The sequence below is a fragment of the Planktotalea sp. genome, assembly GCF_039984035.1.
In the GTDB taxonomy this organism is placed as follows: Bacteria; Pseudomonadota; Alphaproteobacteria; order Rhodobacterales; family Rhodobacteraceae; genus Planktotalea.
Map to the genome: position 1 here is coordinate 1 of NZ_JBDWVM010000389.1, position 16,439 is coordinate 16,439.

General features: G+C 52.4%; 15 protein-coding genes. 13 read left to right on the forward strand and 2 right to left on the reverse strand.

Annotation, left to right across the window (positions count from 1 at the left end):
• Positions 1-330: 330 nt before the first annotated feature.
• The 4 genes from ABJQ89_RS17200 (at position 331) to hpaB (ending at position 4,000) form a co-directional block, all read left to right on the forward strand.
• Entirely contained in the window at positions 331-732 is a 402-nt protein-coding gene (locus tag ABJQ89_RS17200; protein WP_348497383.1) for a hypothetical protein, read from the forward strand.
• Positions 733-750: 18 nt separating this feature from the next.
• Positions 751-1,884 (forward strand): hypothetical protein, encoded by a 1,134-nt coding sequence (locus ABJQ89_RS17205; protein WP_348497384.1) that lies wholly within the window; start codon positions 751-753, stop codon positions 1,882-1,884.
• 169 nt (positions 1,885-2,053) lie between these two features.
• Positions 2,054-2,521, forward strand: a complete 468-nt coding sequence (locus ABJQ89_RS17210; RefSeq protein WP_348497385.1) for a MarR family transcriptional regulator — start codon at positions 2,054-2,056, stop codon at positions 2,519-2,521.
• A gap of 3 nt (positions 2,522-2,524) precedes the next feature.
• Complete coding sequence (gene hpaB, locus ABJQ89_RS17215; RefSeq protein ID WP_348497386.1) at positions 2,525-4,000, forward strand: 4-hydroxyphenylacetate 3-monooxygenase, oxygenase component; 1,476 nt, start codon at positions 2,525-2,527, stop codon at positions 3,998-4,000.
• A gap of 79 nt (positions 4,001-4,079) precedes the next feature.
• On the opposite strand, the gene ABJQ89_RS17220 is transcribed toward hpaB, so the two are convergent.
• Positions 4,080-5,426 (reverse strand): aminotransferase class III-fold pyridoxal phosphate-dependent enzyme, encoded by a 1,347-nt coding sequence (locus tag ABJQ89_RS17220; RefSeq protein ID WP_348497387.1) that lies wholly within the window; start codon positions 5,424-5,426, stop codon positions 4,080-4,082.
• Between the two features lie 228 nt (positions 5,427-5,654).
• Between ABJQ89_RS17220 and ABJQ89_RS17225 the strand changes: the two genes are divergently transcribed.
• The 5 genes from ABJQ89_RS17225 (at position 5,655) to ABJQ89_RS17245 (ending at position 11,456) form a co-directional block, all read left to right on the forward strand.
• Entirely contained in the window at positions 5,655-6,599 is a 945-nt protein-coding gene (locus ABJQ89_RS17225) for a tripartite tricarboxylate transporter substrate-binding protein (RefSeq protein ID WP_348497388.1), read from the forward strand.
• Positions 6,600-6,664: 65 nt separating this feature from the next.
• Positions 6,665-7,204 (forward strand): tripartite tricarboxylate transporter TctB family protein, encoded by a 540-nt coding sequence (locus tag ABJQ89_RS17230; protein ID WP_348497389.1) that lies wholly within the window; start codon positions 6,665-6,667, stop codon positions 7,202-7,204.
• Positions 7,205-7,216: 12 nt separating this feature from the next.
• On the forward strand, positions 7,217-8,734 hold the full coding sequence (locus ABJQ89_RS17235; RefSeq protein WP_348497390.1) for a tripartite tricarboxylate transporter permease: 1,518 nt from the start codon (positions 7,217-7,219) through the stop codon (positions 8,732-8,734).
• Positions 8,735-8,739: 5 nt separating this feature from the next.
• Positions 8,740-10,224 (forward strand): aldehyde dehydrogenase, encoded by a 1,485-nt coding sequence (locus ABJQ89_RS17240; protein WP_348497391.1) that lies wholly within the window; start codon positions 8,740-8,742, stop codon positions 10,222-10,224.
• Positions 10,221-11,456 (forward strand): Tm-1-like ATP-binding domain-containing protein, encoded by a 1,236-nt coding sequence (locus ABJQ89_RS17245; protein ID WP_348497392.1) that lies wholly within the window; start codon positions 10,221-10,223, stop codon positions 11,454-11,456. The genes ABJQ89_RS17240 and ABJQ89_RS17245 overlap by 4 nt, the downstream gene beginning before the upstream one ends.
• On the opposite strand, the gene hpaR is transcribed toward ABJQ89_RS17245, so the two are convergent.
• Positions 11,453-11,890, reverse strand: coding sequence for a homoprotocatechuate degradation operon regulator HpaR (hpaR, locus tag ABJQ89_RS17250; protein ID WP_348497393.1), 438 nt, complete (start codon positions 11,888-11,890; stop codon positions 11,453-11,455). The genes ABJQ89_RS17245 and hpaR overlap by 4 nt on opposite strands.
• 108 nt (positions 11,891-11,998) lie before the next feature.
• Between hpaR and ABJQ89_RS17255 the strand changes: the two genes are divergently transcribed.
• Genes ABJQ89_RS17255 through ABJQ89_RS17270 form a run of 4 tightly spaced genes read left to right on the forward strand, consistent with a single transcriptional unit; the run spans position 11,999 to position 16,306 of the window.
• Positions 11,999-12,388, forward strand: coding sequence for a 5-carboxymethyl-2-hydroxymuconate isomerase (locus tag ABJQ89_RS17255; RefSeq protein WP_348497394.1), 390 nt, complete (start codon positions 11,999-12,001; stop codon positions 12,386-12,388).
• On the forward strand, positions 12,385-13,896 hold the full coding sequence (gene hpaE / locus ABJQ89_RS17260; RefSeq protein ID WP_348497395.1) for a 5-carboxymethyl-2-hydroxymuconate semialdehyde dehydrogenase: 1,512 nt from the start codon (positions 12,385-12,387) through the stop codon (positions 13,894-13,896). Before ABJQ89_RS17255 ends, hpaE begins: the two co-directional genes overlap by 4 nt.
• Positions 13,897-14,880, forward strand: coding sequence for a 3,4-dihydroxyphenylacetate 2,3-dioxygenase (hpaD, locus tag ABJQ89_RS17265; protein WP_348497396.1), 984 nt, complete (start codon positions 13,897-13,899; stop codon positions 14,878-14,880). It begins immediately after the preceding gene.
• Positions 14,881-14,908: 28 nt separating this feature from the next.
• Positions 14,909-16,306 carry a pyridoxal-dependent decarboxylase gene (locus ABJQ89_RS17270; RefSeq protein WP_348497397.1) on the forward strand — a complete coding sequence of 466 codons (1,398 nt, stop codon included), beginning with the start codon at positions 14,909-14,911 and terminating at the stop codon, positions 16,304-16,306.
• Positions 16,307-16,439: the final 133 nt, after the last annotated feature.

Below are 16,439 nucleotides of genomic sequence, written 5' to 3' on the forward strand. Positions count from 1 at the left end.
CTTTCAATAGGGCATTTCGTGAGATTACGGGAAAATCCCCCACGGAATTTCGTGCATTACCAAGTATTGAATGATCAATTGATTTTGAAATTTCTTTATCGATTTTGAAAGAAGCTTGCCGATTTTGAAACTCGGCAAGCACTCCAAAAGATATCCGTGACATCGCTCAAACATCCCCAAGGTTGGGTTGCAATCAAAAGTGGCTGCAATTCGGTCTTTGCGCTTGGCTAAGCGAGTTGGTCAGGAGCTGGGGAATGGCCAGAGCTGAGTCTCAGCTTTGGTCGTCATCGTACTTAACCATTCACGTTAATTGAAATGGAAACAGACACTATGCCTACCATTAGTATTACGAGCATAACCTGCCTTGCCACCTCGGGGGACCACGCCGACAGCAATTCCAATGATGAAGTGTGGTTGCTGGCGTTGTCCGACAATAAGGCGCCAGTACGTTATCCTTCAGCGCCTTTGACAGCCCAATCAATGAACACCACGGCCGACCCAGATAAGGGAGTCGTGGTCACTTGGGGCATCAATGGCGATTTGGTTTTGACCTGCGACGAATGCGTAAACCTCACGCTCTACGAGCAAGATTTCTATCTCGATCTTGATGCCACAGATTACCTTGGAAACACCAAGTTTGCATCGGATGGCGATATTCCAACTTCCCCTGTGATCGTTACCAACGGCTCTCAATCGCGCTACCAGATCGATTTTGAAGTTTTGCAATCTTAAGCCCCAAGGAATTTCCCAATGACACTTCATGACCTTACCACCGCGCGCCTAACGCACGTTGATTCCCGCCTCCAAGAAACGTTGAAAACGTCTATCGTCGAGGTGAACAGAGATGATTTTAAGGCGCAAGTACCGCGATTAACGTCAAAGTTGGCTAGTCTATTGCGTGCCGCACAAATCGCTTTTGCACAGAGCGATGTCGCGGCGCGCCTAGCTGAAACTGGAGACAAGCCCGTAGATGCAGCTATGGCTTTGGCGCCCGAAGTTTTGGCCATCCCTGAGATGCGTGCTTTCTTCGATGCAGCGCGTCAACCAGAGATGATGCGTTCATCCAGTGAGCTCAGCACGCCAACAATTCTGCCTCAATCCATTCTGGTGCCATTTTATTTCATTCTAGATGTCGCCGAAGCGGGAGTCGTGCCTTTTGCGGGTTTCGCTTTCGATCTGACGTCTGATGATGGCAACGTAAATTTCTACGCAGGACTGAATGTTTTGGTTGGCGAAGATATCACGGTTGCCGCCGGATATGGCATCGGCCTGACGGCGATGAGCTACAACCACATGACGGGCGCATCGGTTGGGCTCAGTGCAGATTTTGTAAAAGGTGAAGGGTATTACATCGAAGGCTCAGTCGGATGGTCGTTGCTGCCGCCATACGCAAAGATTAGCCAGTGGGCGATTGTCGTCGGCGATGCTACGGGCGTTGGCGGTGGCGGCGATGCTTTTGGTGGATTCACCATATCCCTTTTTGACATGTCTATGCCGCCAATGGTGCAACCGGATGGGCCGAACATTATCGATGTTCGCAAGTTCGATGCAATTCAGACCAAAAATGACAACGGCAGTGATAGCCTACATTTCGATGTGAAGTTCAGTGATGAGGATAACAATGACTATGAGTTCCGTTATCCGATGTGGGATCATCGGGACGTGCAAAAGGGCGACATCTGGGAGGTCGGTTACACAGTAAAGTTCTGGGATACTGTGACTATCGAACTCAAGACCGGTGGCGGCAAGCTCGCGGAATGGACGATTGATGCAAGCGAACTTACTGCTGGTGAAATGTACCATCCAGCAAACGTTACTAAAGGCAGCAGCGACCAAAAGCTGGATTACGCATTATATGTCTACCCGCACCACTTAGGTGGGTGAAGCTAATGGACAGCCCTGCCCGAAAACTCGGGTGGGGCTGTGTCGTTACTGGTTATTTAGATCGCCTTACGCGCGTTTGCAGGCGTAGGCTTAACCTCTAATCAAGACTCCGATTGACTCATTGCGTGTAATTCATTAACATATTAATAATTAACTTGGAAATTAATAAATGGCATACCTGCAATCGACGCTTCCAATGATCTTGAACCGCACGCTTGATAGCGTGATGCCGGTCTATCGCGAGCTCTTTGCTAAGTATGATTTGACCGAACAGCAGTGGCGTATCTTGCGCGCGCTTTGGGAAGCGCCGGAAATTCGCTCGGCGGATCTGGCCAAGCAAACCCTTTTACCTAAGCCGAGTTTGGTCGGAATTTTGGATCGCCTTGAAGCGCGCGGGTTGGTTGAACGACGTAGATCTGAAACAGACCGTCGCAATGTCTCTATTGCATCGACGGCCAAAGGGTTGGCCTTGGCAAAAGAGGTTCTTCCGCAAGCAGATGCCATACATCGCCACATTCGTAGCCTGATACCGGATGCGGAATGGGCGGCTTTGGAGGGCGCGCTTGCGACGCTAAACACCGCGGCGACCTCAATGTCCTTGCGGGAAATTACATCATCAGAAATCGACAGGGAGTAAGAGATGAAGGGTGTTCAAGACACGATGGGTCAAGGTATTCGCTCGGGAGCAGAGTACCTGGAAGGGTTGCGCGATGATCGCGAAATCTGGACAGGTGGTGAACGCATTGCAGACGTGACTAAGGCCCCCGGCATTGCCAATGGTGCTGCAACATTGGGCAAGTTTCTTGATCGCCAACACGAGGCCGCATTCCAAGACAAAGTGACCTATTTGGACGACAATGGTGTTCGGTGCGGCATGTCATTTATGGCGCCGAAGTCAGTTGAAGATGTCAAAGCCAAAGGTGCCGCTTATTACGAATGGGCAACTTGGTCCAACGGCATGTTCGGTCGTACGCCTGACTACAAAAACGCCTCTGTGATGTCGTTTGCGTCGGCGACACAATTCCTTGCCCAAAACACCAAAGGCCAAGGTGATTATGCCGCGAACATGACGCGCTTTTATGATCATGTACGCACGAATGACAAAGTGCTCACCCATACCTTGGTGAACCCCCAAGTCAGCCACGCGCAAGCTGCCGCGGGCAAGTTCAGTAAAGACGTCGCGCTGCATGTCACCAAAGAAACCGACGCAGGTATTTACGTTTCAGGCGCGCGGTTGCTGGCGACTTTAGGCCCGTCAGCCGACGAGATTGAAGTCTTTCCATCTACTGTTCTGAAGTCTGATCCTGAAAACATTCCCTTCGCTTTCGCCTTTGCGATTCCGATTGCAACGCCGGGTTTGAAAATGATCTGTCGCGATACCTATGATCACGGCAAATCCACCTTTGATGCGCCTCTCGCGTCGCGGTTTGAAGAAATGGATGCTGTCGTGATCTTCGACAATGTGTTCGTCCCGTGGGAGCGTCTCTTCCTTTATGGTCAACCTGAGCTTTGCAATCAGGCGTTTGGAGCGACGAATGCGGTTGTGCACATGGCACATCAAGTCGCGTGCGGTAAGCTGGCGAAGGCTGAGTTCATGACGGGGCTTTTGTGCTCTATCCTGAAGGCGACAGGCCGTGACAAGGACATGGCAATGAAGGGGCAAGTGGCCGAAGTCATGATGATGACAGAGACCGTTCGCGCGTTGCTGTATCAGGCCGAAAATGAAGCACATGAAGACCAGTGGGGCAACTATGTGCCTTTGCGTGGTCCGCTAGATACATCGCGCAATCTGTTTCCGAAGTTCTACCCGCGCATGGTCGAAATTCTTCAATTGATGGGGTCGTCTTCGCTTATGGCGACGCCGACTGAGGCGGATTTTGCCAACGAAATGGCCGCTGACGTGAACCAATATTTCCAAGTCGCCAACTTGGACGCCAAGGATCGCGTCGCTTTGTATCGGCTGGCGCATGATGTTGCGATTTCTGGGTTCGGTAACCGTCAGGCCCTTTATGAACGCTTCTTCTTTGGCCCTCCCTTCCTCATGAACGCACAGTACTTCGATCTGTATGACAAGGATCGTGCAATCGCCCGCGTTGATGATTTGTTACAGTCCTAAGAACGAATTGGGCGGCAATGAAAATTGCCGCCCTTTCTCTGTCTCGCCGCCTTTGCGCCCCTCGCTGGGAACCTTAGGTTTAGACCGCAGCGAAGCCAGCTTCGAGCGCGTTGAGTAACGCTGTTGCGTCTGCTTTGGTTAGGATCAAGGATGGCGATAGGATCAAGTTAGGACCACTGACACGCACCATTGCGCCGTTCTGATAGGCCGTTTCTTGGACTAACGTCGCCGTAGCCGCATCGATTGGCGCCTTGGTTTCGCGATCGCTGACCATTTCAATCGCGGTCATCAATCCGTAGCCACCTCTTACATCACCGATGATGCTGTGTTTTTCCATCAACGCCTGACACCCCTGATAAAGCTGGGTTCCACGCGCCGCGGCATTGTCGATCACGTTCAAACGTTTGGTTTCAGCGAGACATGCAAGTGCAGCGGCGGCGCCAACAGGGTGACCCGAATAAGTGTAACCGTGGCCAATCTTTGCTGATGGGTTTTCCTCAAATACGTCGATCATACGATCGCCCAGCATCACCGCACCAAAGGGGAAATAGCCATTGGTAATGGCTTTTGCAGTGGCCATCATGTCGGGTTGGATCCCCCACAAACGCGCACCCGACCATGCGCCAGTTCGACCATAGGCAGTGATAACTTCATCAGTGATCAAAAGGATACCATTGCGATTACAGATCTCTTGCACAGCTGGTGCAAAGGAAGGATGCGGTGGGATCACACCGCCCGCCCCAAGGATCGGTTCCATGATCATGGCAGCAATTGTGTTCGCTCCTTGGAATGCAATTTCGTCCTCTAACGCTTGCAAACACAACTGAGCGAGCTTTGCTGGGTCACTTTCGTTAAAGGGGTTTCGGTAGGTGTAAGGCGCGGGAATATGAAAGCAGCCCGGTAGAAGTGGTTCATAGGCGTTGCGGAAATTGGCATTGCCGTTCACGGATGCTCCGCCGATGTGGGTGCCATGATAGCCCTTTTTCAAACTTAGGAACTTTGTACGCCCCTCGTCACCGCGCAGCTTGTGGTACTGACGCGCGAGGCGCAGGGATGTTTCGACGCTGTCCGAGCCACCAGAAGTAAAGAACGCGCGGCTTAGGCCATCAGGTGCGAAAAACTGGCTAAGCTCATACGACAATTCGATCACGGCATCATTCGATGTTCCGCGAAAGGTGGAATAGTAGGGCAGTGTGTCGAGTTGAGCCGCAATCGCGTCTTTTACCGGTTGGCAGGAATAGCCTAAATTTACATTCCACAGCCCGCCAACGCCATCAATGACGCGGTGACCATCGACATCCGTAATCGAAACGCCATCCGCTGCGGTGATGATTTTCGGGGGCTGTTCAACACTGTCCTGAGGTGACGTCATTGGGTGCCACATAAGGCGTCCATTGTGTTCCTTGAGGAAATTCGAATCTCTCATGGTGGTGTGTCCAATCCCATTGGCTGAGGTCAAATCCGTGTCGAGGATTTGGGAATAGTTAAACTTTCAGCGATGCTTGATCGAAGTCAGAGCAATTTCTAGCGCTTTGATAGAAAAGATTTGACACAAGATGATTAACAAGGCAACTTTTATATTTAACAAAGCAACTAATTTCGATCCACTCGAATTACTAAGGTTCCAACGAGAACCAAAATAGGGAGAAGACACATGTCTACGATGAAGAAAACAGTTACTGCTATGGCGCTAGCCCTGAGCGCGGTTGCGGGAATGGCCCAGGCCGAGTATCCAGAAAAGCCGGTTGAGTTTGTTGTTCCTTGGCCTCCGGGTGATCTAGAAGATGTCCTGACGCGCATGATCGCTGAAGACTTTTCTGCTAAATACGATGTGTCAACTGCGGTCGTAAACAAACCAGGTGGCGGCGGCGGCCCGTTCCCGGGCGCCATTGAGGTGGCGACCGCCCCTGCAGATGGCTACACAGTTGGTTCGTTTATCATCGCGATCCCTGTTGTGGGTCCACAAATTGGTATTCCAGAGCTTAACCCCGATCCATTCGTGCCGCTTGGCAATTTTCTGACCTATCCGTTCGTCATCGCAGCAGGCGGTAACGCGCCATACGGCACGATGGAAGAGCTTGCCGCGCATGCCAAAGGCAATGATGTTGTGCTTGGCCACTTCGGTGCACCTTTAGTTCCTACGCAGGTGACCTTGGGTCTAGCGAAGGAAATGGGCTTCTCCTTTGCTGCGGACGCTGCATTTGACGCGCTTGATTGCAATACGCTCGCATCGGGCGACGTTGATGTGATCAACACGACACTACAACTGATCCTGCCGTGTCTTGATAATGTTAAGGTTCTGGCATCCATCGGATCTGACCGCATTCCTTTGACACCTGACGCACCGACAGTTTCAGAGTTGGCGCCAAACCTCGACGTTGCGCTTTGGAATGGTCTTTTCGTCCGCGCGGATACTCCGCAAGACGTGCAAGACAAGATCATTGCAGTCGCTCAAGAAACGATGAAGTCTGATCGCGCTCAGAAGCTCGCTGCGGACACAGGCGCAGCAGTCTATTGGCAGCCAGCCGCAGACGTCGTCGAGCAAATCCAAAAGGACATTGCGACGATGGCAGCGATCGAAGGCATCCTGTCTGAATAAATACTTGATTTAGGCTGGGCAGCGGCATCGTTGCCCAGCTTTTAATTTCTTGGAGCGAAAACAGCATGTCGCGCGTGAAAACCCTTCAAGCACTGTTCAAGCGCTACCGCCGACCGGGCGACATTGTCTTTGCATGGTTTGCGTTGATATTTTCGGTGTTCCTTCTGTCCCAGATTGCTGAGCAAACAGTTTGGAAGAACGGGGGTAAATTGTTCGCGCAGCCCCGTTTCTGGCCAGCGGTCTCTCTGGGAGGGATGGTAGTCTTTGCGGCATTTCACTTGCTCGGTTCGGGCTTGTCAGAACGGATTCAGGGCCGCTGGAAAGAGGTCTTGTTATGGATCGCCTCCATTGAATACGCGGCTTGGTTTATCGCATATGCCGCTGCTGTGCCTTATGCAGGGTATTTACCGACGACGGTGTTCTTTGCTGTCGCGCTCGCGCTGCGCGTCGGGTATCGACGCACTTCGACGCTGCTGGCCTCTGCGTTTGCCGCGCTTGTCATCGTCATTTTGTTTAAGACGGTTCTGAAAGTGAACCTTCCTTCGGGACTGATCTACGAAGCCCTGCCCGATGGGCTGCGGCAGATCATGCTAACCTATTTTTGATCGGAACCTGTGATGGAAAACCTCCTCGCTGGACTGGAAATGCTCGCCCGTTGGGACGTGATCTTGGCGCTTTTGGTTGGTTCAATCGGCGGCGTTATCATTGGTGCAATTCCCGGGGTCGGCCCCGCAGTTGCGATTGCCATTTTGCTGCCTGCAACCTTCTCTCTTGAACCGATTGTCGGCCTCACGATGTTGCTCGGGATCTATGGATCGTCGATGTACGGCGGCGCAATACCCGCCGTACTTATCAATACGCCGGGAACCGCCGTGAATGCGTTAACCTCTTATGATGGCTACCCGATGACGGAAAATGGCGAAGCGCACCGCGCGGTTTCGCTCGCGTATTCCGCATCTTTCTGGGGCGGCATTTTCGGTATTCTATGCCTTATCCTGCTGTCGCCATTGTTGGCGCTCATCGCGCCGATGTTTGGCTCACGCGAGATATTCCTCGCAGCGCTTTTGGGTATCATTCTCGTGATCCTTGCGCACCGCGGACAAATATTCGCTGCGGGCATGCTCGCTATGTTTGGCATCTTCCTACAGACGGTTGGTTTGGATGCCGTCACCTACACCCAACGCTATACATTTGAGGCCTCATTTCTCAGCTCCGGCGTTAATCTGATCGTTGTAGTTTTGGGGCTTTTTGCCTTGAGCCAAGCGTTTTTTTTGCTCTCCGCGCCCGACAGTAGTCCAGATGCGAAACCAATAAGCGGCCGCATGGGGGCGGGGATGAAAGAACTCCTTAAACACAAACGCGTCGCGACGGTTGCTTCTAGCCTTGGTGTTATCCTAGGTATGATCCCCGGGACTGGCGAATTCACAGCGCAATTCATGTCCTACACCTACGCGCAGAAAACATCGAAAGACCCTGAGAAATTTGGTAAAGGTTCGCCAGAAGGATTGATTGCTTCGGAAGCGGCAAACAACGCTGTTCCCGCCGCCGCGATGATCCCATTGCTTGCGCTGGGGATTCCGGGCGAGGCACTGACCGCGATGATGTTGTCGGTCTTCTATGTCCATAACGTCATTCCCGGGCCGCAACTTTTCCAGAATAATATCGATCTGGTGTACGGCCTCTATTTTGCGCTGATTGCGTTGAACGTGATCGTCATGGTGTTCTTGCTCTTTTCAACCAACCTGCTCACCAAGATCATCCGTGTTCCAACGCATTTCTTGGGGGTTCTGATCCTGCTTTTGTCTTTTGTGGGTGTCTATTCGCTTCGCAATTCATTGACCGATTGCATGATGGCCGCAGGGTTTGGTGTTTTCGGCCTCATCTTGAAACGGTTGAATCTGCCGATTGTGCCGATCATTTTAGGTATGGTGTTAGGGGGCATCATGGAGGTGAAATTGCGTTCGGCAATGCCGCGGCTAAAAACACCGCTGGACATGATTGACCGACCCATCGCCGCGATCCTGTTTGGCCTCATTCTGTTGGTCATCGCATTACATGTGCGTACGTTGATTAAGGAGTGGCGCGCATATCAGCCCGACGAAGACCACGATCTCCACGATAGTCAAACAAGGTAATTAACATGGATCAGTCCAAGATTGACGTCTTGCGAGCGAAAGAAGTTCCAGCATTCGGTCACTTGATCGATGGAAAGCAAATACCCGCGTCTGATGGCGCGACAATGGATGTCATTTCCCCCCTTGATGGCACAGTTCTCACAACGACAGCGGCCGGCACCGCATCAGATATGGAGGCAGCAATCGCTTCGGCGCGAGCGGCGTTTGAGGACGGGCGCTGGGCAAAGCAACCGCCAGCGGCGCGTAAGAAAGTTCTGATGAAATGGGCTGATTTGATTGAAGCCAATGCAATGGAATTGGCTGTGCTGGGCGTGCGCGACAATGGCACAGAGATTGGGATGGCCCTGAAAGCAGAGCCGGGGTCGGCGGCGGCCACCATCCGATATTATGCTGAGGCACTGGACAAGATATACGGCGAAATCGCCGCCACGCCGTCTGATATCCTTGGGATGATCCACAAAGAACCCGTAGGCGTTGTCGGCGCAATCATCCCATGGAACTTCCCCATGATGATCGGCGCTTGGAAATTGGGCCCCGCTTTGGCGATGGGCAACTCGGTCGTCTTAAAGCCGTCTGAAACAGCCTCGCTTTCCCTCATGCGTATGGCTGAATTAGCGCTGGAGGCGGGGCTTCCAGCAGGCGTGTTGAATGCTGTCACAGGCGAGGGGCGCGTTGTCGGCGAAGCGCTGGGTCTTTCCATGGATGTGGATGTGCTCGCGTTTACGGGCTCGGGCGCGACAGGGCGGCGGCTCATGGAATATGCGGCGCGTTCAAACATGAAGCGCGTGTATTTAGAGCTTGGTGGTAAATCCCCCAATATCGTTTTTGCGGATGCGCCCAATCTTGATGAAGCTGCCAAAGTTGCGGCGGCTGGCATATTTCGCAATGCTGGACAGGTCTGTGTTGCCGGATCGCGTTTGTTGGTTGAAGCGTCAATCCATGATGACTTTGTTGCTGCCGTCACTAAGGCCGCAGAGGCAATGCGCGTCGGTGATCCCTTAAACATTAATACGCATATTGGCGCTATTAATTCTAAAGTGCAGCTTAAGGCCAATCTGGGTTTCGTTGATCAAGCGGTCGAAGAGGGCGGTAATGTCGTCACTGGAGGCACACAAATTTTGCAGGACACTGGTGGTTACTACATGGCCCCCACAATCGTGACAGAGGTGACCCGTGTCGCGACGCTGGCACAGAAGGAAGTCTTTGGGCCAATTCTAGGTGTCACACCATTTGAAACCGAGGAGGAGGCAATCTCGCTTGCGAATTCCACGGTTTATGGTTTGGCGGGTGCAGCGTGGACGGCCAATCTAGGGCGGGCACATCGGATGGTTCGCGGGGTGCGCACGGGCGTGATGCATATCAACACCTATGGAGGCGCAGACGGAACTGTGCCTTTGGGTGGAGTTGGCCAATCTGGGAATGGCTCGGATAAATCGCTGCATGCGATTGATAAATATGTGAATCTCAAAACGGCTTGGATCAAACTATGAGCGCTGAGAAAACTATACTGGTTGTTGGTACGTTTGATACCAAAGACGATGAGCTTGGCTTTCTGTCGGATGTTATTCGAGATCAGGGCGGCAGCGTTGTGACCATGGACGTGTCGGTGTTGGGTGACCCTTCTGAGCCGACTGATTTTTCCAAACACGATGTGTCCGAAGCAGGGGGTAGCAGTATCCAAGCTGCGATTGACAGCGGCGATGAAAACCACGCGATGCAAATCATGGCCAAAGGCGCGAGCCTATTGGCAGCGCGTCTTTACAATGAAGGCAAGTTCGATGGGGTGATCGTACTGGGCGGAACCATGGGGACAGACTTGGCGCTTGATGTGACCGCTTCGCTCCCGCTTGGAGTTCCCAAGTACATCGTGTCGACCGTCTCCTTCTCGCCGCTCATCCCTGCAGAGCGCCTCGCGGCGGACACCCAAATGATCTTGTGGGCGGGGGGGCTTTACGGCTTGAATTCAGTCTGCAAGGCGTCCCTTTCTCAAGCTGCGGGGGCGGTGCTCGGTGCAGCGCGCGCTGTTCAAAAACCTGATCCCGACAAACCATTGATCGGGATGATGTCACTGGGCACGTCTGCTTTGAAATATGTGATCCCATTAAAACCTGCGTTAGAAGCTCGTGGATTTGAAGTCGCGGTTTTCCACGCTACCGGCATGGGCGGACGCGCATTTGAAAGCCTCGCAGGGCAGGGTGCATTTGCCTGCGTTTTCGATTTTTGCACGCAAGAGTTGGGCAATCACGTCAACGGCTCAAACATCTCTGCAGGAGCGGATCGATTGTCCAATGCAGGCGCTACTGGCACGCCGCAGATCGTTGCGCCGGGTTGCTATGATTTGGTCGATGTCGTGGGCTGGCAACCGATTTCCAAAGCGTGGGACAAGCATATGAAGCACGAACACAATCGACTTTTGACGTCTATTGTTTTGGAAGCAGAAGAAACCAAATTGGTCGCGCGCGCGCATTCGAAGCAGTTGGAAAAGGCCAATGGTCCAGTCGCGATGATCCTGCCAGAACTCGGCTTGGGCGAGTGGGATCGTGAAGGCGCTGATTTACATAACCCTGATGGTCTCTCAGCATTTTTGAGCGAACTTGAGGCGACCCTTCCAAGCAAGGTGAACGTCCATCGAATTCCACACCATATCAACGACGCAGAATTTGCGGAGAAGGCATTAGAGATTTTTGACACTTGGTGTGCCGATGGCACGGTAAACGTCTAATCGTGAGCGCCAGGATCCAACATGGCCAACAGATCGAGCAAGGTTTCGTAATTGTCAGGACCCAAGGTCGCTTTAAAGTCGAGCACGATTTGGCTGGCTTGATCAAGGTGATCATCAATGAGTTTTTGACCGGCCTGCGTAATTTCTACAAATTGCCGACGTCGATCTTTTTTGTCGCGCGTTTGCGTGACCAGACCTTTTTCGCGCAAGGTTGCTGCAATGCGCGTTAGGCTCGGGAATAAAAGACTGGATCGGTCCGCTAATGTCTTGGTGTCCATCGCGCCATATTCGGATAAAACGCGCAGAACGCGCCATTGTTGTTCGGTGATTCCTGTTTCGGAAAGCATGTCACGAATAGGCGACATCACGCCCTCACGCGCGCGGATAAGCGCGATCGGTAAAGATCGGGCCGTTGTCGGTAGGGATTTCGCCATTTGGTCCTCAAAAATCGTTCTGTTGTTAAATGCACCGCCTTTGGGGGTGTTGACAACAGAGCATAGCATTATTTAACTTCGCAACAATTAACATGTTAAGGAATTCGCATGCCCCACTTTCACATCGAATACTCTGCCAACCTGGAAGAGGTCGTGGACATCGGTGCACTGTGCGAGGCAATCCGCGTCGAAGCGGTAGGCATTGATACCTTTCCAACGGCCGGTATTCGGGTCCGTGCAACCCGAGTAGATCACGTCGCTATGGCCGACGGCAACCCCAAGCATGGGTTTATCGATTTAAGCGTTCGTTTGCGCGAAGGTCGGCCAATGGACGTAAAAGAAGATGCGATCAATCGCATTTTTGCTGCGCTCAAAGATTTCATGACGCCGGCAATGGCCGAGCATTCCATAGCGCTTTCAGCTGAAATGCGAGACATTGATGCAGCGCTTTCCCCTAAATACGGTACGATCCGCGACCACATGGAGACTAAGATATGAGTGCTCTGAACGAGAATGTTACTAAACTGAATGGCCATTTAGATCGGTTCCGCGCGACCGGAATATTAAACCGCATCGCAGGCCAAGACGTCGCCAGTGCAAGCGGCACGTTTCAGACAATTTCGCCCGTGGATAAATCGCATATCTGCGACGTGGCTTTGGGCACTGCTGAGGATATCAATTTGGCGGCACAGGCAGCGCATGAGGCCTTTGCTGCGTGGCGCGATATGCCAGCGGGTGAGCGAAAGAAAATCTTGATCCGTATCGCAGAAGGTATCGAGGCGCGCGCAGAGGAGATTGCTTTGTGCGAGTGCTGGGATACGGGTCAGGCCTACAAATTCATGTCCAAGGCGGCGCTGCGTGGCGCGGAAAATTTCCGGTATTTCGCGGATCAAGTTGTGCAAGCGCGCGACGGACAGCATCTGAAATCGCCAACTTTGATGAATATCACTACGCGCGTTCCAATCGGTCCAGTTGGGGTGATTACGCCTTGGAATACGCCCTTTATGCTCTCTACGTGGAAGATTGCACCTGCCCTCGCAGCGGGATGTACAGTGGTTCACAAACCGGCAGAAGCATCCCCCCTCACTGCGCGGTTGCTTGTCGAGATTGCGGAAGAAGCAGGATTGCCAGCAGGGGTTCTAAACACGGTTAACGGATTTGGTGAAGGCGCTGGCAAGGCGCTCTGCGAGCATCCAAAGATCAAGGCCATTGCATTCGTCGGCGAAAGCAAAACGGGATCAATGATCACCAAGCAAGGCGCTGACACGCTCAAACGTAATCATCTTGAACTTGGGGGTAAAAACCCTGTCATTGTCTTTGATGATGCCGACCTTGACCGCGCGCTCGATGCGGCGATCTTTATGATTTTTTCGATCAATGGCGAGCGCTGCACATCCTCTTCGCGCTTGCTCATTCAAGAGACTATTCGCGAGGAATTCGAAGCGAAACTTGTCGAGCGCGTGAACAATATCAAGGTTGGTCATCCACTCGATCCGGTCACTGAAATCGGTCCGCTTGTCACTCAAGAACACTTTGACAAAGTCACCAGTTATTTCGACATCGCCAAGCAAGATGGTGCAACCATTGCAGCGGGTGGTGCAGTTGTTGGTGACGAAGGCTACTTCGTTCAGCCAACGCTATTTACCGATGCCAACAACCAGATGCGCATCGCTCAGGAAGAGATATTCGGTCCCGTTCTGACGTCCATCCCCTTCGAAACAGAGGAAGAAGCGCTGCAAATTGCCAACGACATTCCATATGGTTTGACTGGATATGTTTGGACCAACGATCTGACCCGCGCGCTTCGTTTTACGGATAAGTTAGAAGCAGGGATGATCTGGGTGAACTCTGAAAACGTGCGTCACCTGCCAACCCCATTCGGGGGCGTCAAAGCCAGCGGCATTGGTCGCGATGGCGGTGATTGGTCGTTTGAGTTCTATATGGAGCAAAAGCACATCGGCTTTGCGACAGGCCAACACAAGATTACCAAATTGGGAGCGCTCTAAATGCCAGTACCCGCACCAAATCTCTATCCTGATTTCAATACGATCCGTCTGAGCCATGTTTGCTTAAACGTGAAGGATCTGGCTGCTTCCAAGACGTTCTATACGGACATTCTAGGCCTACAGGTCACCGACGAAAGCGAAAGCCATATCTATTTGCGCGCAATGGAAGAGCGTGGCCATCACTGCATTATCCTCCAGAAATCGGATCAGCCGGGAACTGTCGAAGTCATGGGGTTCAAAACCTTTGATGAGGCCGATCTTGATAAAGCAGAGACCTATTTCAAAGGCAAAGGGCGCCCGACTGCGTGGGTAGATCGTCCATATCAGGGCAGGACTTTGTTGACGTCCGACAACATGGGCATTCCGCTAGAGTTTTATCATAAGATGGACCGTCTTGAACCGATCCACCAGAAATACGCGCTCTATCGGGGTGTGAAGCCGCTGCGGATCGATCATTTCAACTGCTTTAGCCACGACGTGGACGCGTCGGTTGAATTCTATTCCGATTTTGGTTTCCGCGTGACGGAATATACCGAAGATGCAGAGAGCAAAAAACTCTGGGCGGCTTGGATGCATCGCAAAGGCGGCGTGCATGACATGGCGTTTACGAATGGCACAGGGCCGCGCATGCATCACGTTGCGTTTTGGGTGCCGACACCTCTCAATATCATCGACCTTCTCGATCTGATGGCGACAACGGGCTACGTTGATAACATTGAACGTGGTCCAGGTCGTCATGGCATTTCTAATGCGTTTTTCTTGTACATTCTTGATCCTGATGGGCACCGGATTGAAATCTATTGCTCTGATTATCAGACGGTCGATCCAGACCTTGAGCCGATCAAATGGGATTTGAAAGATCCACAGCGTCAGACGCTTTGGGGTGCAGCGGCACCAGAGAGCTGGTTTAAACATGGCACCACCTTTGTTGGAATTGAGACAAAGGACTCTGAAATTCAAGCGAGTCCAATCATCGCGCCATGATTAGAAATACAAAAAGGACGTTGAACGCATGAATTGGGATGACTTCGCAAGCTGGAGCAAACGTATTGCTGATTGGGGTGCACAGTATCACAAGACGCTGCGCGACCGCCCTGTTCGTGCGCAAACCAAACCGGGCGAAATTGCGCTAAAACTACCGAAAAACCCGCCGCAACAGGCCGAAGATATGTCCACCATCATGGCGGATTTCGACAGCATCGTGATGCCAGGTATGACCCATTGGCAGCATCCTCGCTTCTTTGCTTATTTCCCCGCTAACGCTGCGCCACCTTCGATGCTGGCAGAGCAATTGGTGAATACTGTCGCTGCGCAATGCATGCTCTGGCAAACGTCACCTGCTGCTACTGAAGTCGAAGGCGTGATGGTCGACTGGCTGCGTCAGGCCTTGGGGCTACCCGAAGGATTTACAGGCGTCATTCAGGATAGCGCTTCCTCTGCGACGCTGTCGGCCGTTCTGACAATGCGTGAGCGTGCCACATCTTACACAGGCAATCGTGAAGGGATCGCTGCGCGCAGTCACTTGCGTATCTATTGTTCGGATCAGGTTCATTCCTCTATTGATCGCGCATGCTGGGTGACGGGAATTGGTCAGGATAATCTGGTTAAGATCGCAGGAACTGGTCCGCGCCATAGCATGGACGCAGATGCGCTTGATGCGGCGATTAAGGCGGACATTGCCGAGGGTCATACACCTGCAGGCATTATTGCGATAACGGGTGGAACGGGCGTGGGTGGCTCTGATGAGTTGGGTCCGATCCTCGCGGTCGCAAAGGCCCATGATCTCTACACCCATCTTGATGCAGCGTGGGCTGGGTCAGCGATGATTTGTCCTGAATTCAGAGATGCGTTCTGGCAAGACGTGGATGGTTTCGACAGTATCGTGTTCAATCCGCATAAATGGCTTGGTGCGCAATTTGATTGCTCCATCCAGTTTCTGCGCGATGCGACTCCGCAATTAAACGCGCTCAAGATTGAACCTGAATATCTCAAAACCACAGGCGAGGCTGTCACCAATTATTCCGAATGGACGATCCCGCTTGGCCGCCGTTTCCGCGCGCTCAAGCTTTGGTTCCTTATACGATCATATGGCTTGGAAGGTCTTCAAACCCGCATTCGCAATCATGTGGCGTGGGCTGAGGACCTGTGCCGCGCGATTGAAACGCTTGAAGGTTTTGAAATCACAACGCAGCCGATCTTGAGCCTGTTTTCATTCCGCTGTCCCGGTGATGATGCGATGCAACAGCGCTTGGTTGACGCGATCAATGACGACGGGCGGATTTACCTGACGCAAGGCGCGTTTCAGGGGCGCAAAATTATCCGCGTTCAAGTCGGACAATTCGATACAACACGCGACGATGTGATGATGGTTCACTCTGTCGTTCAAGACATTTGGGAGAACGTGAAATGAAGTTCGCAACCTATTCTGTAGATGGGGTTATGCACTACGGCGGTGTCGTTGATGAGGGCATGATTGCACTCGACGGTGAGTTCCCCCAATGGCCTACCCTTTTGGATGCTGTGCAAGCGGATAGTTTAGCGCA